The organism is Providencia vermicola, assembly GCF_020381325.1.
Taxonomy (GTDB): domain Bacteria; phylum Pseudomonadota; class Gammaproteobacteria; order Enterobacterales; family Enterobacteriaceae; genus Providencia; species Providencia vermicola.
In genome coordinates this window covers 84611-105001 of the sequence record NZ_JAGSPI010000010.1, presented here as the reverse complement: position 1 = coordinate 105001, position 20391 = coordinate 84611, and the positions used below count along the sequence as shown (strand labels likewise).

Below are 20391 nucleotides of genomic sequence, written 5' to 3'. Positions count from 1 at the left end.
AGATATAAAGCCCTGTATTTATGTTAGTTATACAGGGCTTTTTTTATTTCGAGAGCGCTTTTTTTATGAAAATTGCAGTTAATATATTGTAGAGTATAAATATATCGATAAATATGAACTCAAATAAGCAATATATTAAAAAGTACCCTATGGATGAAACAAAAATCCCTACATTTAGGATGTTTTTCCTTTTCCGGATATCTTTAAATAGATCCTTCATATTAATAAAAAAGGCAGATAAAAATAGGATTAAACCAATAAGGCCAATGTTATAGGTAATGTTCAGGAAAAAAGGCTCATCATTATTATAGTGGTAGGATTTTCTTTTGGCTGAATATCCCATCCCCCCTTGATTTTTTGGGGCATTATGGTCTAGTAAAAACTGATTATAGGCAACGGAACCATACCCTATACCTGTTAATTGAGTTGAAATGTGTTCCATAAAAATAGGAAATCGTGTTTCAATAATTTTATCGCGTTTAGAAGTAATATCCTGTGAGTAAATAGACTGGTTAATTTTAGACTTTACTTGGGGAATGTATAAATAGGATAAGCCAATAATAGTACTCACTATGACGGCTGATATAGCCATGGAAATAATACATTTTTTATAATTTGATGAGAGTATTAGTAAAATAACAGCTATTTCAATAACGACCGCAAGAACGCCACCCCGACTACCCGTATATAGGAGGAATAAAAATGCTAAAATCGAAAGAATAAATATGGCTATTTTAAGTTCTTTATTTTTGGAGAGAAAAATTGTAGCAAATGTGAAAGGGAAGAGTAATGTCATATAGTGGGCAAACCCAAATCTTAATTGTAGATATAAGGGCAAATCACTATTATCCTTTAACTGTTTTAAAATTGGGATTGCAAAAATAATAAATGCTAATGTAAAAATTAGTGCGTAACTGATCGTTTTTTGTGATTTAGTAGAATCGGTTTTAAAAACAATTAAGAATAACGTTATTATTATAATATAACGCCAGTCATTGAAAAATGCTTTTAAGGCTGAAAGAGCGAAACCATTATAGGTGAAAAATGCAACACAAAATAAGCTCCAAATACCAAACAAGAAAAGTATTTTTCTTGCTTTAACTAAAGCAAGAATATCACTCGTGATGCTAATCTTGTTTTTAAAAATACTATATAAGGTATATAACAATAGCAATACTGCAGAAACATTCAGAACACCCTGAGTATCATTGGTAAACATACCTAAAGTGACTAGAAAAAGTAAAGCAAAAGGAATTTTTTTAACAATATTGTTATTAGTTTTCAAAGTATTACCTGTTTTTTCTTGGGAAACGGCTATACAGCTTTAAAAAAAATAGTTGTAGCCTTTCTTTTCGCTTTAAATGTTTTTTAAATATTCTTGCCGCATATTGTATTTGAGAGATCTCATGATGATTGAGAAGTGCACCCGTATTTTTTGAGATGGATTTTTTTAATAAATGGAATGCTTCAGACATCGTTTTACTTAGCATTTTAGTCACATCTTCACCATAAATCAAAGAAATGAATGAAAGCTCAGCCATGACATAAATTAAACTATTAATATCACTTCGTCTGAAGGTTTGGGTGATACTCGTTTCATTTACACGATAATGTATTAACACTTTATTTATACTGTAAATATTTTTACTTTTTAAGTATAACTTAGGCGTTGTTGGCATATCTTCATACAAAACTCTATCAGGGTAATGGATGCCGACAAATTTAAATAAGCTATTTCGATATACCCGTGACCATGCAAACCATTTTTTATTATTGAAAACAGGCTGTAAGTCTTGATAGTTGTTGATTTTTTTTTCACCAATATAGTGGCTAGTCTTTATATTTTTAACTTTATTTCTATCTGAGTCTTCAAATTTTTGAGTGTCAAACTCAATGATATCATATCTTGAAGTGGATAATATCGGCGTTAATTCTGCATAGAAGTTTTCACTTAAAAAATCATCAGCATCTAAAAAAGCGATATACTCACCTGATGAAACAGAAATACCGTGGTTTCTTGCTATAGATAAGCCTCCATTTTCTCGTTCAATACACTGAATATTTTTTTCGGAGTGCTGACTGAGTATATTATTAATTATTTTTTGGCTGTTATCTGTTGAACCATCATTAATAATGATTAATTCAACGTTTTCATCCATAAAAAACAATACAGAGGAAATACATTCTTCAATAAATTTTTCTGAATTATAACAAGGTACTACAATAGATAATCTGATATTTTTCATGGGTGTTATGTTAGCCTAACATGGTAATCCATCACTAATAATCACTAGTTATAATGAGGGAAATATACTTAAATGTAAACACTCCATCTATCACTCTTATTGATGAATAGAGAGGTAATTTCTCTCATTATTCGGGGTATACTAAGCGTAATTTATGGTGTTTTAAGAAAATACAAAGTCGGACAAGAGAATTCTAAGGACATTGAGCCTTTTAGAATACATAGGTACCAAACATGCCAGAACTACCAGAAGTCGAGACCAGCCGTCGTGGCATTGAACCACATTTAGTCGGTAATACAATATCTTATGCAGTTGTAAGAAACAGCCGTTTGCGTTGGCCTGTCAGCGAACAAATAAAAAGTTTATCTGATGAAATTGTTTTAAGTGTACAACGCCGTGCAAAGTATTTGTTGATTGAATTGAAAAAGGGCTGGATTATCGTTCACTTAGGGATGTCAGGCAGTGTGCGTATTTTAACGCAAGAGTTACCTGAAGAAAAACATGACCATGTAGATTTAGTCATGCGTGACGGTAAAGTTTTACGCTATACCGACCCACGGCGTTTTGGCGCTTGGTTGTGGTGTGACGACTTAGAAAATAGTTCGGTACTTGCGCACTTGGGCCCTGAACCTCTATCTGATGCATTTAACCCGCAATATCTTTATGAACTCTCACAAAAAAAGAAAGTGGCGGTCAAGCCTTGGCTGATGGATAACAAAGTCGTGGTTGGCGTTGGCAATATTTATGCAAATGAAGCTTTATTTGCGACAAAAATTTCCCCTGAAAAAATAACCAATACATTAACATTGGCTGAAATCACGGAGTTGGTTAAGCAAATCAAACTCGTGTTAACACGATCGATTGAGCAAGGTGGTACAACGCTGAAGGATTTTTTGCAGTCAGATGGTAAACCTGGTTATTTTGCACAAGAACTGTTTGTGTATGGTAAAAAGGGAGAGCCTTGTTCAATGTGCGGAACACCAATTGAAAGTATTAAACAAGGCCAGCGTAGTACTTTTTTCTGTCCGCAATGCCAAAAGTAATCTGTAATAGCTATTTTTTATTGAGCTTTCTTAGCATCGCATCTGCAACGATAGGGGGCAGAAAAGAGGAAATATCACCATCATGAAGGGCAACATCTTTGATTAAGGATGAAGAAACAAAGGACAAACTTTGTGATGGGAGTAAAAATACGGTTTCTAATTCAGGGACGAAATGGCGGTTCATATTCGCTAATTGCCACTCATATTCAAAATCAGCCACGGAACGGACACCACGAATTAGAATATTCGCTCCTTTTTTTTGTGCAAAGCTCGCCATTAATTCAGAAAAACCCACCACCTCAACATTATCAAGATGAGACGTTACTTCCCTTGCAAGAGAAACGCGCTCATCAAGAGTGAACATGGGGTTCTTGCGTTGGCTATTGGCGATTGCAAGTAGCACATGGTCAAACATTGCCGCTGCACGGGTGACAATATCAACGTGCCCGGATGTGATCGGGTCAAAGGTACCTGGGTAGATGGCTTTATGTTCCATGGCGATAGTATCTCATTGTTTGTTATTGCTTATTCAAAATATTAGCGTAAATAAGCGATGTGAGCGTTTAACCTTATCGGCTATCTCGCATGGTTGCAACAAGAGTTAGCGAGGCTTTGTGAATTTTTAGGTGCATATTCTGCACACTTTTGCAGAAGGTTTATGGTAAGATAGCGCCAATTTTGGTAAGTGAATCAGATCGAATGTTATTGCTGCGGTTATATCAGGTACTTCTTTATCTTATCCAGCCATTTATATGGGTTCGCCTTTTACTGCGTAGCCGAAAAGCGCCTGCGTACCGTAAACGTTGGGGCGAGCGCTATGGTTTTTGTGCGGGTAAAGTTAAACCTCAAGGTATTTTACTGCATTCGGTTTCAGTTGGCGAAACACTCGCTGCTGTCCCTTTAGTCAGGGCACTCCGTCATCATTATCCTTCTTTGCCCATCACTGTTACCACAATGACGCCAACAGGGTCGGAACGTGTACAGTCCGCATTTGGTGATGATGTTAGCCATGTTTACCTACCCTATGATTTACCTGGCTCGATGCGTCGTTTTCTTAAGCAGGTTGATCCTAAGCTTGTGATTATCATGGAAACTGAGCTTTGGCCAAACATGATAAATCAATTGCATAAGCAAAAAATTCCTTTAGTTATCGCCAATGCGCGATTGTCAGAGCGTTCCGCTGCGGGTTATCAAAAATTAGGCAGCTTTGTGAAGCGTATGCTGCGTAATGTCACGATGATTGCAGCACAGCACCAAGAAGATGGTGAGCGTTTTGTACAATTAGGGTTAAGGCGTATGCAGTTAACAGTGACGGGAAGCTTAAAATTTGATATTTCTGTTACCCCTGAATTAGCCGTTCGAGCCATTACACTTCGCAGGCAATGGGCTGCTCATCGCCCTGTCTGGATTGCGACTAGTACTCATGATGGTGAAGAAGCGATTGTCTTAGAAACACACCAAAAGTTATTAAAACGTTTTCCTAATTTATTGCTTATTTTAGTCCCTCGCCATCCTGAACGTTTTACGAAAGCTGAAGAGCTAACTCAAAAAGCGGGCTTAACGTTTATTCGTCGTAGTGCCAATACTATTCCTAGCGTAGATACTCAAGTGGTTATTGGCGATACCATGGGTGAATTGATGCTTCTGTATGGAATTGCAGATATTGCCTTTGTTGGTGGAAGCTTAGTTGAAACGGGAGGGCATAACCCTCTAGAAGCGGCAGCGCATGCATTACCTGTTTTAATGGGACCGCATACCTTTAATTTTAAAGATATTTGTGGAAAGTTAACGCAGGCAGATGGGCTGATTACTGTCACGGATAGTGAATCGATGGCTCAAGCTGTAACGAGCTTGCTTTCTGATGAAGACTATCGTTTATATTATGGTCGCCATGCTGCAGAAGTTTTACATGAAAACCAAGGGGCTCTGCAACGGCTACTCAAATTATTGCAGCCATATTTACCCCCAAAAGAACAATAATAATCAAGTGTGTCTTTTTTAGATAGGCTAACTTGAACATTTCAACAATGAACAGTGAATATTTTCTCCCACACCTTAGTATTATATTTAAACTATAGTAGACTGCACCGTTTGTTATAGGGGTATTCTATTTTGCTTTTTAAATAATGGATAGAATACTTGGTTTTTTCCTTATATTTTAAGACAGTATGCCAGCAATCAATCAACCAAATTCAAATAAATATGTTTATTTATGGATCATAGGCTATGCCGTAGCGTGGATCTTAGCGAGCTTTTATTTTGACCCAACAGTGCCTTATGACACGGTAGAAGCTGTGAATTGGGGAATGAATGGGGAATGGGGCTCACCGAAAAATCCCTGGTTTGTTGGCGTATTGATGTGGCCAGCTATCTATTTAGGAATTTCGTATAGTTTTTATTGGTATTTGATCCATTTTATTGGTATTGCGTTTGGTCTGTTGGGTGTCTGGAAGCTGGCTTATCGTTTAACTGGGCGTCGTGATCTCGCTTGGTTTGCAATGTTGATGCTGAATTTATCAGGTGTCATTAATTTCGATATCATTCCTTATAATGATAACTATATTTTAGTCACTTTGTGGCCTTGGGTGTTGTATTTCTTTTTGCGTGCGGTGGATGATAATCCAGCGTGGTGGTTGCCTTTTGCCTTGGTTGCTGGGCTGGCAACTATGGGTAAATACTCAACATTGGCTTTAGTCGGCTCGGTTTTTTTACTGACTGTTTTTGTTAAGCAAGCTCGTCAAAGCTATCGTTATCCTGTCTTTTATTTGGCTATCGCACTGTGGTTTGCGTTAGTTCTGCCTAATTTCTTTTGGTTGATGGCAACGGATTTCTCTGCTTTCAAATGGGTGGATTCGCAAATTGACCCTGGTTTTAATTTCCATACAACTCAAGCGGCACTTAGTGTTTTTTACCCGTTAGTAATTGCGGCCATTATTGTTTATTGCAGTGGCGGGAAACTTGGGTGGCCTAAAGCCTTGCCTAATCGCATGGCAAATTTCATTATTTTATTCCCTCTAGTTGTTATTTATGGCTGGTTCTCGTTCCATGATGGCGGGCGGATTACAGAATGGTTACAGCCTTTTATGGCGATTATTGCACCTTTGTTTGTTGGCTCAATAACTGTGATGCCAAGAAAACCGTTTAACAAATCACTCATTGGTTTTGCGATTTTTGGGATTTTAGTGGTTATCGGCTATATCACAGTGCAAGCGGCGAATATCCGCGGAGCAGGGCAAAAATTTATTGGTGTCAAAACCTTGATAGCTGAAGGGGAAGAGCGCTGGTATCAACGTTATGGCACACCTGTCAAATATGTTGGCGGAGAAGATAACCAGTATCAGTGGTTTATTATTTATGCAAAAGACCGCCCACATGTGATCCAACCGTGGTCGATGGAAAAACATATGCCACCGAATGTGTACAATCGTGATATTACGGAAGCAGAAATTCGGCAGCATGGCGCTTTGTTGTTAGGTAAAAAATACGATGATTGTGCCCATGAGAATTTTGCCAAAGTACGTAAGTTCTGGCCGCAATTTACCATCGAAAAAGAAGATGTGATATACCGCTCGGAGCCTGATGCCGCGCCTGAAACGATGTGCTTTGGGTTTATTGCACCACAGAAATAGCGAGAGCTTTAAAAATAAATAGAATGAATAAGCTAAGTAAAAAGCTGCTTTTATCTAAGTGGCTTTTTGCTTTTTATGCTAATCTGGGCGAAAAATTAAGAGTAAATACAGAATAAAGATGAATCTATTTATTTGTACCACAATATTGCACATCAAGATTGTGAGTCGATTACTAGATAAAATTGAGACAGATGACCAAGCATTAGTCTTATTTATCGGGGATATAAACAGCGATAAAGTCAGCTACTATCTATCGAATTTAATTGCCCCTAGATGGCAATATATTATGTATGATGATAGGAAAGTGATTATTGAAAAGCCTTTCAAAACAGTCAGGCGCAGTGGGTATGCAAAGAGTATTATAAAGCAGCTACCGACAACGAATTTCCAAAATGTTTATCTTGCTTGTGTTGAGCTGCCTTTGGTTCATCATGTTCTGTCTTGCCTTAAATTTAAGCAGTTAATGACATTTGATGATGGGCTTTATAACCTGTTACCAGAAAAACGACTTAACCAAGCGAATAAAATCAATATGTTTAAGTCTTTTATCCGTGCGCTTTCAGGGCGAAAATATCATACACATAAAGTATTAAGCGAGTCAGTAAAGCATTATACAATATTTCAAAATGTACAAAATATTATCGATAATACTGAATATATTGATGTAGTTTCAGTTCCTGAGCAGAATGGTGGCACTCAAAAGCATATTTCAATCCTTTTAGGATCTGTGTATTCAGAGATATGCGAGGGGCAAGCAGAAAAAGAAAACCTTACATTTTTGTTATCTAGATTAGCGAAAGAAAGGGCTATTGAAGGTTATATTCCGCATCCAAGAGATATCGATACTGAGATTGTAGGCATCAGGACTATTAAGACTGCTTTATCTGCAGAAGATGAAATATCTGCGTTGATAGCTCAAGGCTATTTTGTTGAGATATATGGTTTTTACAGCACTACTCAATTTATTTTAAGTGGTAGTCGTTCAGTTAAGAATTATACACTTCGCTTTTCAGGAATGAATGAAGAATACTCGTCTCAAACCCAAGAATTGGACACAATCCAAAATTCATTGGGTTTTATGACTATAAACCTATCAAATTAATCTCGCTATCTGTTGATATACATCACCTGCTTTGATATCAGCCATAACCTTGTTGGTTGATATCAATTCGTGCTGTTCTTGCCCATACCCCCCAATCAACCCTGGATCCGTAGGGCCAAAGAGGGTGAAATTCGGTTTATCGAGAGCGGCAGTTAGATGGCTTAGCCCAGTATCAACAGAGACAACAGCTTTGGCATTGGCAATTTGCTGTGCCACTTCGGCAAGGGTGAGCTTTGGTAATACTTCCACAAAATCAAAACCTTCTGCTAACCGCTGTGCGCGTTGCTGTTCATGTGGCGCTCCCCACGGTAGCTTTATTTTTATGCCACTTCCTGCCATTAATTCAATTAAACTTCGCCAACTTTCTTCAGGCCAGTGTTTATCATCACGGGTGGTTGAGTGTAGGAAAACCACGTAAGGGCATTCCTGACGAGTTGAAGATTGTCGGAAATGCTGCGCAATAGCGTAATCGCCTTGCTGTACTGGGCAAATATAACCAAGACTTTTTGCAAACAATTGACGGATGCGTTCAACGGCGTGTTGTTGCTTGCTAATAGCATAACGGTGGTCGTAGAAAAAACTGGCAAGGGGTTCACGAATGCTATGGCGGTCATAGCCATGTTTATCGCCATGTGCCAAGCGCGTAACAAGAAATGCGCTTTTTAGTAGGCCTTGAGCATCAATAATTGCATCATACTGTGTTGCTTGCAGTTGCTGACGAAAAGCTGCACGTTCAGCCCTGATCGGCGCAGAAAACCAGTTTTTTCGCCAACGGCGGATAGCGACAGGGATCACTTGGTTGACCGCACTGTGCCATGTTGGAATTTGAGCGAAACCTTCCTCAACGACCCAATCAAATTGAATATTGGGAATAGCTTGCTGAGCATCGGTTAATGCAGGTAAGGAATGTAAAACATCGCCCATTGAGGATGTTTTGACTAATAATACTCGCATTATTCAATACCTATATTTAAACGGGCTAATGCGTCTAAAACCATTTCTGGCTGGATATCGATCAGGCTTTGGTGATAACCGCTTTCGCCATCCCCTTTACGAACTTTATGATACCCCTCGATTAAGCGGATCACTTCTGCTTTATCAGATAAAGGCGGTGTGAAATCTGGGCTGCTTGGGCCATAAAGTGCAACTAAAGGTTTATCTAATGCCGCAGCGACATGCATAAGCCCCGAATCGTTACTGACAACGGCATGGCAGGCATCGATTAAGTTAACAGCTTGTTCTAGCGAGGTTTTCCCTGCAAAATTATAGCAGTACGATTTGGCGTCATCCGTTAGGCTTTGGCGAATATCTTCCCCTGCGGGATGGTCTTTTTGGGAACCGAATAATAAGACTCGGTAGCCTTTTAAACTGATCAGCTCTTGAGCGAGTGTGGCGTAATGATAGTGTGGCCAGCGTTTTGCAGGGCCGAACTCTGCGCCTGGGCAAAAACCAATAATTGGGCGAGAATCATCAATGCCAAAGGTTTGTAGTGTTTCGTTGACTTCTTGTGGAACTGTGACGAGTTTGGGTTTTAATATTGGTGATGGGATATCAGCAGCAGATTGAATAGTTTGCTTATCATAAGCAAGCGCAACGTAGCGTTGTACCATGAGTGGAAACGCTTCTTTATTCAATGGGCGAATATCATTGAGTAACCCATAACGCATCTCTCCGCGCCACCCCGTTCTTTTTGCAATACGAGCAAAGAACGGAACAAGTGCAGATTTTAATGAGTTAGGCAAAACAATTGCTTGGTCGTACCCATTTTCCCGCAAACTGATGCCTAATCGACGACGTTCACCGATTTCAAGCACACCATGGCCTAAAGGCATCGGAATGGCTTGACTAACTTCAGGCATTTTGGCTAATAAAGGACGGCACCATTGTGGTGCCATCACATCAATTTGCGCATGAGGATGAAGCGCCTTTATCGTGCGATAAAGGCTCTGTGACATCATCATATCCCCTACCCACGAAGGGCCGATCACCAATATTTTCATAAATACTAATTACGCGTCTTTATTGAGTAACTGCATGTATTCAGTGACACCTTCGGCAACCGTTTTAAATGGCGCAGTGTAACCAGCAGCACGTAACTTGGTGAGGTCAGCTTGTGTGAAGCTTTGGTAGCGGCCTTTTAATTTTTCTGGGAATTCAATATATTCGACAGCTACATTTTTGTCTTTGTGGAATTCAGTCACGGCATCGGCAACAGCTTGGAAAGACTCTGCGCGCCCTGTTCCGCAGTTAAAAATACCTGAAACGTTATTTTCCCAGAACCATAAATTCACTGCGGCAACATCGCCAACATAGATAAAGTCACGGCGGAATGTTTCGCTACCTTCAAACAATTTCGGGTTTTGCCCTTCATTGATTTGTTTATTTAAATGATAAGCAACGCTCGCCATGCCACCTTTGTGTTCTTCATTTGGGCCATAAACATTGAAATAACGGAAGCCACAAATTTGTGATTCCGCTTCTGGCAGGATTTCACGGACATATTGGTCAAATTGGAATTTAGAGTAACCATAGACATTCAATGGCTTTTCGAACTCACGTTCTTCAATAAAGTTGTCGCTACGGCCACCGTAAGTGGCGGCAGAAGAGGCGTATAAGAAGGGAATTTCGCGTTCTAAGCAGTAATGTAATAACTCTTTAGAATACTGATAGTTATTATCCATCATATACTTGCCATCCCACTCCGTAGTGGATGAGCACGCACCTTCATGGAATACGGCATCAACATCGCCAAAGTCATCACCTGAAAGGATGCTAACAAGAAAATCTTCTTTGTCTGCATAATCCGCAATATCAAGGTCAACAAGGTTGGCAAATTTAGTGCCATCTTTCAGATTATCCACAACTAGGATATCTGTGCGGCCCATTGCGTTTAGGGCTTTAACGATGTTGCTGCCGATAAAACCAGCTCCGCCAGTGACTATGATCATGGGATATACCTCAAATGGGTTAATAAAATAGAGAAATCATTGGTGACTATAATAACATCTCTTTGGCGAGACGGTAGTCTTGATAGCAGAGAATTGAACTAGAGAGTGGAACAAGCCCAAGTCAATTATCGTGATCTTGCCTGCAAACTTAACTTTTTTGTACTGAGAATATCGTCATTTCTAGAGGCTATTATTAAACTCTATGAATGGCCACTTGATAGGAACACAGTATGTCAGAGAGATTTTATCAGCAAATTCGTGAACAGCTCGTACAGATTGAATCTGATGGGTTATTTAAGCACGAACGTATTATCACCACGTCCCAAGATGCAGATATTAAGATAGCAGGTGGCAAGCGAGTAATAAACTTTTGCGCCAATAACTACCTTGGATTGGCAAACCATCCTGCGTTAATTGAAGCGGCAAAACAGGGAATGGACAGCCATGGTTTTGGGATGTCCTCCGTGCGGTTTATTTGTGGAACACAAGATAGCCATAAAGTGTTGGAAAATAAGCTAGCTGAATTTTTAGGAATGGAAGATGCAATCCTGTATTCATCTTGCTTTGATGCTAATGGCGGCCTATTCGAAACCTTGTTAGGACCAGAAGATGCCATTATTTCTGATGCATTAAATCATGCTTCAATTATTGATGGTGTGCGGCTAAGTAAAGCTAAACGCTACCGTTACAGCAATAACAATATGGTTGAGCTAAAAGAACGCCTAGAAGAAGCAAAATCGGCGGGTGCTCGCCATATTTTAATTGCTACTGATGGCGTTTTTTCAATGGATGGTGTGATTGCTGATTTACAATCTATTTGCGACCTTGCTGATGAATACCAAGCATTGGTGATGGTGGATGACTCCCACGCAGTGGGGTTTGTCGGCGAAAATGGTCGGGGTAGCCACGAATACTGTCAGGTAATGGGACGTGTCGATATTATCACTGGCACATTAGGTAAAGCGCTTGGTGGGGCTTCTGGGGGGTATACTGCAGCCAGAAAAGAGGTTGTTGAGTGGTTACGCCAGCGTTCTCGTCCGTATTTATTCTCTAATTCTCTTGCGCCTGCCATTGTCGCGGCTTCCATCAAAGTGATTGATATGATGAGTGAAGGCCAAGCGTTACGTGAAAAGCTATGGCGTAATGCAGTGTTATTTAGAGAGAAAATGACCGCCGCAGGTTTTACGCTGGCAGGTGCTGACCACGCTATCATCCCTGTAATGTTAGGGGATGCAAAGCTTGCTCAAGTTTTTGCGAAAGAGCTGCTTGATGAAGGTATTTATGTCACGGGCTTTTTCTACCCAGTCGTTCCCCAAGATCAGGCGCGTATTCGTACGCAGATGTCTGCCGCACATAGTGAGGAGGATATTTTACACGCTGTTGACGCATTCACCCGCATTGGTAAAAAACTAGGGGTTGTTGATTTTTGATGGTCAATTTTCATTCGAATTGAGCGTCTTTTTAGCAAGGCGAGAGACCCGCTGCCTAGTAATCTAGGCAAGGGGCTTTCAACGCAGAAAAAGACGTTTAATCGAACCCGAAGGGCCATTGTCATTCTTTGAATTAATCTAAGCAGTAAAAATCATCAGTAAAGGTCAACGCCCCTTAAATATAATCAAATAAAAGGTCTTTTATGAAAGCACTGTCCAAACTGAAAGCTGAACCAGGTATATGGATGACAGACGTTCCGAAACCGGAACTCGGGCACAATGATGTGATGATCAAAATTCGCAAAACCGCTATCTGCGGTACAGATGTACATATCTATAACTGGGATGAATGGTCACAAAAAACCATTCCTGTCCCGATGGTGGTCGGTCATGAATATATAGGGGAAATTGTTGCGATTGGGCAGGAAGTCAAAGGCTTTAAAATTGGTGACCGAGTGTCAGGGGAAGGGCATATTACATGTGGTCACTGTCGTAACTGCCGTGGTGGCCGTACCCACCTTTGTCGTAACACAATTGGTGTAGGCGTGAATCGAGAAGGTTGTTTTGCCGAGTATTTGGTGATCCCAGCTTTCAACGCATTTAAAATACCCGACAATATTCCCGATGAAATAGCCGCTATTTTTGACCCATTTGGTAACGCTGTGCACACAGCGCTTTCATTCGATTTAGTGGGTGAGGATGTGCTGGTTTCAGGGGCTGGGCCGATTGGTATCATGGCTGCTGCGGTCTGTCGTCATGTTGGCGCTCGTCATGTAGTTATTACGGATGTGAATGACTATCGCCTTGAATTAGCGAAAAAAATGGGTGTTTCCCGTGCAGTCAATGTGAGTCGCGAAAATCTAAAAGATGTGATGAACGAACTCGGCATGAAAGAAGGGTTTGATGTGGCATTAGAAGTTTCGGGGGCGCCTGCGGCTTTTCAAACTATGTTAGACACCATGAACCATGGTGGACGTATTGCATTATTAGGGATACCTCCAGCCTCAATGGCAACAGATTGGAGCCAAGTAATATTCAAAGGACTGTTTATTAAGGGTATTTATGGCCGAGAGATGTTCGAAACTTGGTATAAAATGGCGACACTGATCCAATCAGGATTAGATTTATCACCCATCATCACTCATCAATTCTCCATTGATGATTTCCAAAAAGGCTTTGACGTTATGCGCTCAGGTCAAGCTGGTAAAGTGATTTTAAACTGGGATTAATTAGCGAGTTATTCCCTTCTGAGGTAATTACCTTCAGAAGGGAATGATGTCTGTGGAAGCTAACCTCTAAGATTCGGTTTTAAAAAGCATGCGTTTTTTCGTTGGCGCATCTTGTGTGAGTAATGGTTGTAATGTTTTGTCTTGATAAATATTTTCGACAATCGACATAATTAAATCGATACCTTGTAATTTCGTTTCAGGTATTGTGACCTCACAAATGCCTAACTCTTCGACAACAAGTCCATCTTCTGGTTTGGTTTCAATCGATTCAGTTGACTCTGGTGCTTTTGGCTGCTCACTGTCAGGCTGTTTCTCTTTAGGTTGCTCAGGTTTTTTCTGTGCTTCTTCAGAGAGCATTCTGAGTGATGTCGCAGGTTGCTTAGCAGTACCTTGAGGGTTAACCAATGCACTTACTGCAACCAGTTCGATATCTGCGGGCAGCTGTGGCAAATATTTTTGCAGTGCACGTACAGTCGAGGGATGCGGGTGACCTATCGCTACAGCACTGCCGTGTTTTCGCGCATAAGCAACGGCTTTATTTAGCTGGGTATGTGTTTCTTCTTCTGATTGGTGGTTATCAATAAAGATGTTACGGCGCAGTGTTGGGACGCCGAATTCTTTTGCGGCATTTCCTGCCTGAGTATTGCCGATAGTTACGCTATCGAGAAAAAATAAATTCGATTGCGAGAGGCTCTGCATCACATTGCGCATACCTGACAGGCTTGATGTCATTTCGCTACCCATATGATTATTCATGCCTTTAGCATGAGGTACACGGGAAATGGCATTTTTAATAATACGGTCAATTTCCGCCGCACTCATTGAGGGGGCAAGAGTGTCTTTTTCTAAGGGTTGTTTACTCAATGGTTTCATGGGCATGTGGATCAGGATGTCCCGCCCTTGCTGATAGGCTTTTTCAGCGACTTCACGGCCATGGGGTGAACTGGGTAAAATTGCAATCGTGACCGCGGGGGAAAGTGCTAAAATTTGGTTATCTTCTTTAGCGCGATAGCCAAAATCATCAATGACTATCGCCAGTTTTGCGGCGCTCACCTGCAGGCTCATCAGTAACAGCGGTAAACTAATGAATAATTTAAAGGGTAAGCGCTTCAACATAATTTCATCCTAATCGTTTGATTTTAAGTTTACTGGTTTATCTTCCTAACCATGGGCGAGGGTTAACAGTTTTACCTTGCCTGCGAATTTCAAAGTACAGGGATGGTCGTTCTTGGCCACCACTGCTACCGACTAGAGCAATTGGCTGGCCAGCACGAACTTCTTGGCCTACATTGACTAAGGCACTCTGGTTATAACCATACAGGCTCATGTCACCTTTACCATGCTCAACGACCACAACAAGGCCATAACCTTGAAGCCAGTCTGCCAGTAAAACTCGGCCATCTGCAATGGCTTTGACTTGTGTGCCTTCATTGGCGGCAATAACCATGCCTTTCCAACGTAGTTCACTGGAAATGACATCACCATAATTGTGAAGCAGGGAGCCACGAACTGGCCATATGGCTTGGCCTGCGGGACGCCCTAAACCTCCTGTACGGGACATAAGTGACCGCTCACTTTCAGAAGGTTTATAAGTCGCTCCTTTCTGTTTTGCTTGGCGTTCCTTTTCTGCCACTTGGGCGCGAATACGTGCCGCTTCTTTGGCTTCTCGTTCAGCTCTGGCTTTGGCTTCGCGTTCTGCACGAGCAATTTTGTCACGCAATCTTGCTTCGTTTTGTTTTAAAACTGCGAGATTTTTTTGATCTTCTTTTAAGGTACTTTCAAGAGCTGTCAGGGTTTTTTGCCGAGAGGCTCGGGCGTTATCTAATTTACGCTTCTCTTGTTGTTGGCGGGTAAGTGTACTTTTTTGTTCCGCTTGTTTTTTCTGTTCTAATTGCTTTTGTTGTTGCAGCTCTTTGGTTGTTTCTTCAAGCGCAACAATGTTGTTTTCACGCGCTTGATTTAAATAACTATAGTACGCCAAAATACGCTCTTCCCGTTGACCCTCTTCCCCTTTAAACATCAGGGTTAGGCCTTGGTGTTTGCCTAAACGAAAAGCGGCATCGAGCTGATCTGCAAGCATTTTTTCTTGTTGTTGTTTCTTGGTTTGTAGCTGTTTGATATTGCTATTTAAGGAGGTGATTTCTTTATCTAGCTGTTTTAATTGGTTTTGTGTTTCATGCAAGCTGCGTCCAGCAGCGGAAATGCTTTGCTCCTGCTGTTTGAGCTGTTCCAGTAAGTTAGAACGCTTAGTTTGCTGTTCTTTAACACTTTTTTCTTTTTCAGCAATACTTTTGAGTAGATCGTGCAATTGCCCTTTATTTTCAGTGATCTGGTTTGCGAAAGCGGTGTGTGTAGGGGCAAGCGCAAAGAGCCCTAAACCAAGTAGGGCGGATGTAATAGCCTGACGAAGAAATGTTGTTTTCATTCGATATTGTGTATTGGCCATTGTGATAGAACACCTCAATTAAATGCAATAACTGATTATTTCATCTGCAAGTGATGGTTTCCAGCACTCTCTAATAAATAGTATTGAAAACACTTATAAATTCGGACTTTTGCCCTGAAATAAAGGATAACTAAGTCAAATAATATAGTTTTATTATCACTGATTTATTTTGTATAGCTAGTTTTGAACGGTTTTTTATTATTGAACGCCTATTTAATCTACAGGTTAGCCCCGTTTAGGCATGTTTATGGTAAAATATTTGCGTACCGCTTCGAGAAAGAAATTCTATTTTTCAGTAAAATGGTATTAATTTTGCGTACATTACCGCAAAAAAAACACAGTAGTTTGCGTGAATTGGCTGTAATTAGCTCAACACACAGGTATACTCTGAACCCTTTGATATTCGATTTTAACTAACGGGAGTGATTGCCCCCCATGATCCAAGAAATCATGCAATTTGTAAGCCGGAACATGTTATTGAGTCTGGTTTGGATAGCGCTATTAGTTGCTGTGGTCGTCATGACCTTTAAAAGCCTCTTTTCTAAAACGAAAGTGATTGCTCGCTCACAAGCGATTACACTGATTAATAAAGAAGAAGCGGTTATTGTGGATTTGCGTTCTCGTGACGATTTCCGTAAAGGCCACATCATTGATTCTATTAATTTAACGCCGTCTGAAATTAAAGATAATAATTTAGGTGAGTTAGACAAACACAAACAGAAACCTGTGATTATTGTTTCTGCAAGTGGCATGGAATCAAACAAACCCGCAGAGCAACTTGTGCAACACGGTTTTGAAAAAGTCTTTGTCCTGAAAGAAGGGATTGCTGGCTGGGCAGGTGAAAACCTTCCACTGGCTCGTGGTAAGAAGTAGTTACCGTTACCTCAAGTTGCTTATATCAATAGGTAACTTGAGTAGCGCAATGCAGCGAACACCCCTGTAGCTCAAAGAATAACAGGGAAAATTCATATGGAAGTTAAAAGGTACTAACTTATGTCAGAACAAAACAACTCAGAAATGGTTTTTCAAATTCAACGTATTTACGCAAAAGACGTTTCTTTTGAAGCACCTAACGCACCACACATCTTCCAACAAGAGTGGCAACCAGAGATCAAATTAGACTTAGACACATCTTCAAGCCAACTATCAGAAGGTGTTTATGAGGTTGTTTTACGTGTGACTACCACGGCAACTTTAGGTGAAGAAACCGCATTCCTGTGTGAAGTTCAACAAGCAGGTGTTTTCTCTATCGAAGGTATCGATGGTACGCAAATGGCGCATTGCTTAGGTGCATACTGCCCGAACATTCTGTTCCCATATGCGCGTGAAGCAATTACTAGCTTAGTGGGCCGTGGTACATTCCCACAATTGAATTTAGCGCCAGTTAACTTTGATGCTCTGTTCATGAATTACTTACAGCAGCAACAAGGAGAACAAGCGCAGAACTCAGAAGCGGAGCAGAACGCTTAATGAATACTGCTTCAATGTCAGTGATCGGTGCCGGTTCATACGGCACCGCTTTAGCTATTACGCTTGCCCGTAATACGCATCAGGTTGTGTTATGGGGCCATGATCCAAAACACATTCATCAATTAGAACAAGACCGAAGCAATCAGGCGTTTTTGCCCGGCGTTTCTTTCCCTGATAGTTTATCTCTCGAAACGGACTTAAAACGTGCCGTTGAGGCGAGTCCCAATATCTTGATAGTTGTACCGAGCCATGTTTTTGGTGATGTACTCAAACAAATCCAACCTTACTTACGTGCTGATTCACGTATTATTTGGGCGACCAAAGGCTTAGAAAGGGATACGGGGCGTTTGTTACAAGAAGTGGCACGTGAGGTATTAGGTAATGAAATTCCTCTGGCGGTGCTATCAGGGCCGACTTTTGCTAAAGAATTAGCCGCGGGCTTACCAACTGCGATTTCAGTTGCGGCAAGTAATAGCCAGTTTGGTGATGATCTGCAAAAGCTGTTTCATTGCGGCAAAAGTTTCCGAGTCTACAAAAACCCTGATATGGTTGGTGTACAACTTGGCGGCGCCGTAAAAAACGTGATTGCGATTGGTGCTGGGATCTCCGATGGGATGGGGTTTGGGGCAAACGCACGTACTGCATTGATTACCCGTGGTTTAGCCGAAATGAGCCGCCTTGGTGCTGCGCTGGGTGCAGATCCTTCAACCTTTATGGGGATGGCAGGGTTGGGTGACTTAGTGTTAACCTGTACCGATAACCAATCCCGTAACCGCCGCTTCGGCATGATGCTAGGTGATGGCGTGACGGTTGAAGAGGCAGAAAAAGAGATTGGTCAAGTGGTTGAAGGGTATAGAAATACCAAAGAAGTCCGTGCACTCGCTGAACGCGCGGGTGTCGAAATGCCAATCACTGAGCAAATTTATCAAATCCTCTATTGTCATAAAAATGTGTTAGAGGCGGCGCAAGCGCTATTAGGCCGTGCGACGAAAGATGAAATTGCAGATATGCCAAAACTGCATGATTAATAAAAATTAGCCTAGTTAAGTTACATAATAAGGTAAATATAAAATAGATAGGTGAGTGATTATGTCGCGTGAAGAATTGGATAGAATTTGGGGTTTCATTAAAGAAGAAGCGAAGTCGCTTGCTGACTGCGAACCACTCCTAGCCAGTTTTTTTAACGCGACATTATTAAAGCATGACAACTTGGGTAGTGCGCTCAGCTATATGCTGGCGAACAAACTTAGCTCACCTATCATGCCTGCGCTTGAAGTTCGTGAAATCGTTGAAGAAGCCTATCGCAACGACGAACAAATGATTTTCTCCGCTGCGATGGATTTATCCGCTGTTCGCCTGCGCGACCCTGCCGTTGATAAATATTCCACGCCGTTACTGTACTTGAAAGGCTTTCATGCGCTGCAAGCTTACCGAATTGGCAATTGGCTGTGGAAAGAAGGCCGCCAAGCACTCGCGGTTTACCTACAAAACCAAATCTCAGTATCTTTCGGTGTGGATATTCACCCTGCTGCACGTATTGGCTGTGGCATCATGCTCGACCATGCGACGGGTATTGTGATTGGTGAAACCGCTATCGTGGAAAATGATGTTTCGATTTTACAGTCGGTTACCCTTGGCGGGACAGGTAAAACCTGTGGCGATCGCCATCCCAAAGTTAGGGAAGGGGTAATGATTGGGGCAGGGGCAAAAATTTTAGGCAATATTGAAATCGGTCGCGGTGCCAAAATTGGCGCAGGCTCGGTTGTTCTTCATCCCGTTCCACCTCACACAACGGTAGCTGGGGTGCCTGCACGTATTGTTGGTAAACCAACCAGCGATAAGCCATCCTTAGAAATGGATCAAAACTTTAATGGCAGTATTTGGGGTTTTGAAAATGGGGATGGGATTTGAGTTGTAGGTAGGCGTAAAAGGTAGTGAGTTGCTCACTATCCTTGCTATTCTTCAATAGTATGTTTTTTAAACACATTTCCCATTTTAAACTGAGTAATCGATTTATTTAAATGTTCGGCATTAGCGGGTGAACGTAACAAATAAGTGGTTTCATCGATATTATCCAGTGGTGTATTAGTGGGTTGCTCAGATTGTTTAATCACTGTCTCTTTCATGAATGTATCTCGCTTATGTTTAGATCTATCCTCTAAATAATTCTAGCGGTATGTAGCTTGGGTATTGGCGTGAAGCCACACTCATACCGCTTGAGGTATATCGAGTAATTCTAGTCTTTTAGTAGAGCCCCTGCATAACCCAATTGCCTCCATGCCTCAAACACGACAACAGCAACCGAGTTCGATAAATTCATACTGCGGCTATCGGCCAACATTGGAATGCGAATTTTTTGCTCTATTGGCATATTGTCGAGTACATAAGGTGGCAGCCCGCGCGTTTCAGGGCCAAACATCAAATAGTCATTTTCTTGGTAGTTAACATTACTGTGGCTTGGCTTACCTTTGGTGGTTAACGCAAAAACGCGAGCACCACTTTCAGACTGATTATTATCAGGATTTAGCCCTTCACTTTTTAAAAAGGCATAATAATCATGGTGATGTTTAATATCGGCAAACTCGCTGTAATCCAGCCCAGCACGGCGCAAGCGTTTATCATCCCACGTAAACCCGAGCGGGTGGATAAGGTGCAAACTAAAGCCCGTGTTGGCACAGAGACGAATAATATTACCGGTGTTTGGTGGTATTTCAGGTTCGAATAAAACAATGTGTGGCATAGCGTTTAACTGATATTGTGATGATAAAAATGATGGGAAGAGTGTACGCGTAAATCGCATTATTTTCATGCGGAACTTTGAGTTGCGCGACAAAAACAAAAAACGCGC

The 20391-nt window shown here is 41.1% G+C and carries 20 protein-coding genes; 10 read left to right on the top strand and 10 right to left on the bottom strand.

Annotated features, from left to right (window positions below; genetic code table 11):
* Positions 1–43: 43 nt before the first annotated feature.
* Together KDJ85_RS15385 and KDJ85_RS15380 are read right to left on the bottom strand one after the other, a co-directional pair.
* On the bottom strand, positions 44–1285 hold the full coding sequence (locus tag KDJ85_RS15385) for an O-antigen ligase family protein (RefSeq protein WP_225820407.1): 1242 nt from the start codon (positions 1283–1285) through the stop codon (positions 44–46).
* A gap of 4 nt (positions 1286–1289) precedes the next feature.
* Positions 1290–2246 carry a glycosyltransferase family 2 protein gene (locus tag KDJ85_RS15380; RefSeq protein ID WP_225820406.1) on the bottom strand — a complete coding sequence of 319 codons (957 nt, stop codon included), beginning with the start codon at positions 2244–2246 and terminating at the stop codon, positions 1290–1292.
* Between the two features lie 233 nt (positions 2247–2479).
* On the opposite strand from KDJ85_RS15380, the gene mutM reads away from it, so the two are divergent.
* Positions 2480–3289, top strand: coding sequence for a bifunctional DNA-formamidopyrimidine glycosylase/DNA-(apurinic or apyrimidinic site) lyase (gene mutM / locus KDJ85_RS15375; protein WP_206085753.1), 810 nt, complete (start codon positions 2480–2482; stop codon positions 3287–3289).
* A gap of 10 nt (positions 3290–3299) precedes the next feature.
* On the opposite strand, the gene coaD is transcribed toward mutM, so the two are convergent.
* Complete coding sequence (gene coaD / locus KDJ85_RS15370; protein ID WP_047756775.1) at positions 3300–3785, bottom strand: pantetheine-phosphate adenylyltransferase; 486 nt, start codon at positions 3783–3785, stop codon at positions 3300–3302.
* 203 nt (positions 3786–3988) lie between these two features.
* On the opposite strand from coaD, the gene waaA reads away from it, so the two are divergent.
* From waaA to KDJ85_RS15355, 3 genes are all read left to right on the top strand, one after another.
* Complete coding sequence (gene waaA / locus KDJ85_RS15365) at positions 3989–5269, top strand: lipid IV(A) 3-deoxy-D-manno-octulosonic acid transferase (protein ID WP_206085995.1); 1281 nt, start codon at positions 3989–3991, stop codon at positions 5267–5269.
* A gap of 188 nt (positions 5270–5457) precedes the next feature.
* Positions 5458–6918, top strand: a complete 1461-nt coding sequence (locus tag KDJ85_RS15360; RefSeq protein ID WP_225820405.1) for a glycosyltransferase family 39 protein — start codon at positions 5458–5460, stop codon at positions 6916–6918.
* A 118-nt stretch (positions 6919–7036) separates the two neighbouring features.
* Positions 7037–8020: a glycosyltransferase family 52 gene (locus tag KDJ85_RS15355; RefSeq protein ID WP_225820404.1), complete on the top strand. Its 984-nt coding sequence runs from the start codon at positions 7037–7039 to the stop codon at positions 8018–8020.
* Here KDJ85_RS15355 and rfaC read toward each other — a convergent pair.
* The 3 genes from rfaC to rfaD are packed head-to-tail and all read right to left on the bottom strand — an operon-like array spanning position 8012 to position 10968.
* Positions 8012–8974: a lipopolysaccharide heptosyltransferase RfaC gene (rfaC, locus tag KDJ85_RS15350; protein ID WP_225820403.1), complete on the bottom strand. Its 963-nt coding sequence runs from the start codon at positions 8972–8974 to the stop codon at positions 8012–8014. The genes KDJ85_RS15355 and rfaC overlap by 9 nt on opposite strands.
* Positions 8974–10020 (bottom strand): ADP-heptose--LPS heptosyltransferase RfaF, encoded by a 1047-nt coding sequence (rfaF, locus tag KDJ85_RS15345; protein WP_225820402.1) that lies wholly within the window; start codon positions 10018–10020, stop codon positions 8974–8976. The genes rfaC and rfaF overlap by 1 nt, the downstream gene beginning before the upstream one ends.
* Positions 10021–10029: 9 nt before the next feature.
* Positions 10030–10968 carry an ADP-glyceromanno-heptose 6-epimerase gene (gene rfaD, locus KDJ85_RS15340; protein WP_225820401.1) on the bottom strand — a complete coding sequence of 313 codons (939 nt, stop codon included), beginning with the start codon at positions 10966–10968 and terminating at the stop codon, positions 10030–10032.
* 230 nt (positions 10969–11198) lie between these two features.
* Between rfaD and KDJ85_RS15335 the strand changes: the two genes are divergently transcribed.
* Complete coding sequence (locus KDJ85_RS15335; protein WP_225820400.1) at positions 11199–12398, top strand: glycine C-acetyltransferase; 1200 nt, start codon at positions 11199–11201, stop codon at positions 12396–12398.
* A gap of 203 nt (positions 12399–12601) precedes the next feature.
* Positions 12602–13627 (top strand): L-threonine 3-dehydrogenase, encoded by a 1026-nt coding sequence (gene tdh / locus KDJ85_RS15330; RefSeq protein ID WP_206085771.1) that lies wholly within the window; start codon positions 12602–12604, stop codon positions 13625–13627.
* 66 nt (positions 13628–13693) lie between these two features.
* On the opposite strand, the gene KDJ85_RS15325 is transcribed toward tdh, so the two are convergent.
* Both KDJ85_RS15325 and envC read right to left on the bottom strand, forming a co-directional pair.
* Positions 13694–14743 carry a divergent polysaccharide deacetylase family protein gene (locus KDJ85_RS15325; RefSeq protein WP_225820399.1) on the bottom strand — a complete coding sequence of 350 codons (1050 nt, stop codon included), beginning with the start codon at positions 14741–14743 and terminating at the stop codon, positions 13694–13696.
* A gap of 37 nt (positions 14744–14780) precedes the next feature.
* Entirely contained in the window at positions 14781–16073 is a 1293-nt protein-coding gene (gene envC, locus KDJ85_RS15320; protein WP_225820398.1) for a murein hydrolase activator EnvC, read from the bottom strand.
* 435 nt (positions 16074–16508) lie between these two features.
* Between envC and KDJ85_RS15315 the strand changes: the two genes are divergently transcribed.
* The 4 genes from KDJ85_RS15315 (at position 16509) to cysE (ending at position 19454) form a co-directional block, all read left to right on the top strand.
* Positions 16509–16946 carry a rhodanese-like domain-containing protein gene (locus tag KDJ85_RS15315; protein ID WP_225820397.1) on the top strand — a complete coding sequence of 146 codons (438 nt, stop codon included), beginning with the start codon at positions 16509–16511 and terminating at the stop codon, positions 16944–16946.
* Positions 16947–17066: 120 nt separating this feature from the next.
* Entirely contained in the window at positions 17067–17543 is a 477-nt protein-coding gene (gene secB / locus KDJ85_RS15310) for a protein-export chaperone SecB (RefSeq protein WP_225820396.1), read from the top strand.
* Positions 17543–18571: an NAD(P)H-dependent glycerol-3-phosphate dehydrogenase gene (gene gpsA, locus KDJ85_RS15305; protein ID WP_225820395.1), complete on the top strand. Its 1029-nt coding sequence runs from the start codon at positions 17543–17545 to the stop codon at positions 18569–18571. Before secB ends, gpsA begins: the two co-directional genes overlap by 1 nt.
* 61 nt (positions 18572–18632) lie before the next feature.
* Entirely contained in the window at positions 18633–19454 is an 822-nt protein-coding gene (cysE, locus tag KDJ85_RS15300; RefSeq protein WP_219245111.1) for a serine O-acetyltransferase, read from the top strand.
* 44 nt (positions 19455–19498) lie between these two features.
* Here the strand turns inward: cysE and KDJ85_RS15295 are convergent, their stop codons facing one another.
* Together KDJ85_RS15295 and trmL are read right to left on the bottom strand one after the other, a co-directional pair.
* Complete coding sequence (locus KDJ85_RS15295) at positions 19499–19669, bottom strand: type II toxin-antitoxin system Phd/YefM family antitoxin (protein WP_225820394.1); 171 nt, start codon at positions 19667–19669, stop codon at positions 19499–19501.
* A 110-nt stretch (positions 19670–19779) separates the two neighbouring features.
* Positions 19780–20283 (bottom strand): tRNA (uridine(34)/cytosine(34)/5-carboxymethylaminomethyluridine(34)-2'-O)-methyltransferase TrmL, encoded by a 504-nt coding sequence (gene trmL / locus KDJ85_RS15290; protein ID WP_225820476.1) that lies wholly within the window; start codon positions 20281–20283, stop codon positions 19780–19782.
* Positions 20284–20391: the final 108 nt, after the last annotated feature.

Coding starts and splice junctions, on each gene's coding strand:
- KDJ85_RS15380 (WP_225820406.1), bottom strand. CDS start 2,246: ATGAAAAATATCAGATTATCTATTGTAGTACCTTGTTATAATTCAGAA.
- mutM (WP_206085753.1), top strand. CDS start 2,480: ATGCCAGAACTACCAGAAGTCGAGACCAGCCGTCGTGGCATTGAACCA.
- coaD (WP_047756775.1), bottom strand. CDS start 3,785: ATGGAACATAAAGCCATCTACCCAGGTACCTTTGACCCGATCACATCC.
- waaA (WP_206085995.1), top strand. CDS start 3,989: ATGTTATTGCTGCGGTTATATCAGGTACTTCTTTATCTTATCCAGCCA.
- KDJ85_RS15360 (WP_225820405.1), top strand. CDS start 5,458: ATGCCAGCAATCAATCAACCAAATTCAAATAAATATGTTTATTTATGG.
- KDJ85_RS15355 (WP_225820404.1), top strand. CDS start 7,037: ATGAATCTATTTATTTGTACCACAATATTGCACATCAAGATTGTGAGT.
- rfaC (WP_225820403.1), bottom strand. CDS start 8,974: ATGCGAGTATTATTAGTCAAAACATCCTCAATGGGCGATGTTTTACAT.
- rfaF (WP_225820402.1), bottom strand. CDS start 10,020: ATGAAAATATTGGTGATCGGCCCTTCGTGGGTAGGGGATATGATGATG.
- rfaD (WP_225820401.1), bottom strand. CDS start 10,968: ATGATCATAGTCACTGGCGGAGCTGGTTTTATCGGCAGCAACATCGTT.
- KDJ85_RS15335 (WP_225820400.1), top strand. CDS start 11,199: ATGTCAGAGAGATTTTATCAGCAAATTCGTGAACAGCTCGTACAGATT.
- tdh (WP_206085771.1), top strand. CDS start 12,602: ATGAAAGCACTGTCCAAACTGAAAGCTGAACCAGGTATATGGATGACA.
- KDJ85_RS15325 (WP_225820399.1), bottom strand. CDS start 14,743: ATGTTGAAGCGCTTACCCTTTAAATTATTCATTAGTTTACCGCTGTTA.
- envC (WP_225820398.1), bottom strand. CDS start 16,073: ATGGCCAATACACAATATCGAATGAAAACAACATTTCTTCGTCAGGCT.
- KDJ85_RS15315 (WP_225820397.1), top strand. CDS start 16,509: ATGATCCAAGAAATCATGCAATTTGTAAGCCGGAACATGTTATTGAGT.
- secB (WP_225820396.1), top strand. CDS start 17,067: ATGTCAGAACAAAACAACTCAGAAATGGTTTTTCAAATTCAACGTATT.
- gpsA (WP_225820395.1), top strand. CDS start 17,543: ATGAATACTGCTTCAATGTCAGTGATCGGTGCCGGTTCATACGGCACC.
- cysE (WP_219245111.1), top strand. CDS start 18,633: ATGTCGCGTGAAGAATTGGATAGAATTTGGGGTTTCATTAAAGAAGAA.
- KDJ85_RS15295 (WP_225820394.1), bottom strand. CDS start 19,669: ATGAAAGAGACAGTGATTAAACAATCTGAGCAACCCACTAATACACCA.
- trmL (WP_225820476.1), bottom strand. CDS start 20,283: ATGCCACACATTGTTTTATTCGAACCTGAAATACCACCAAACACCGGT.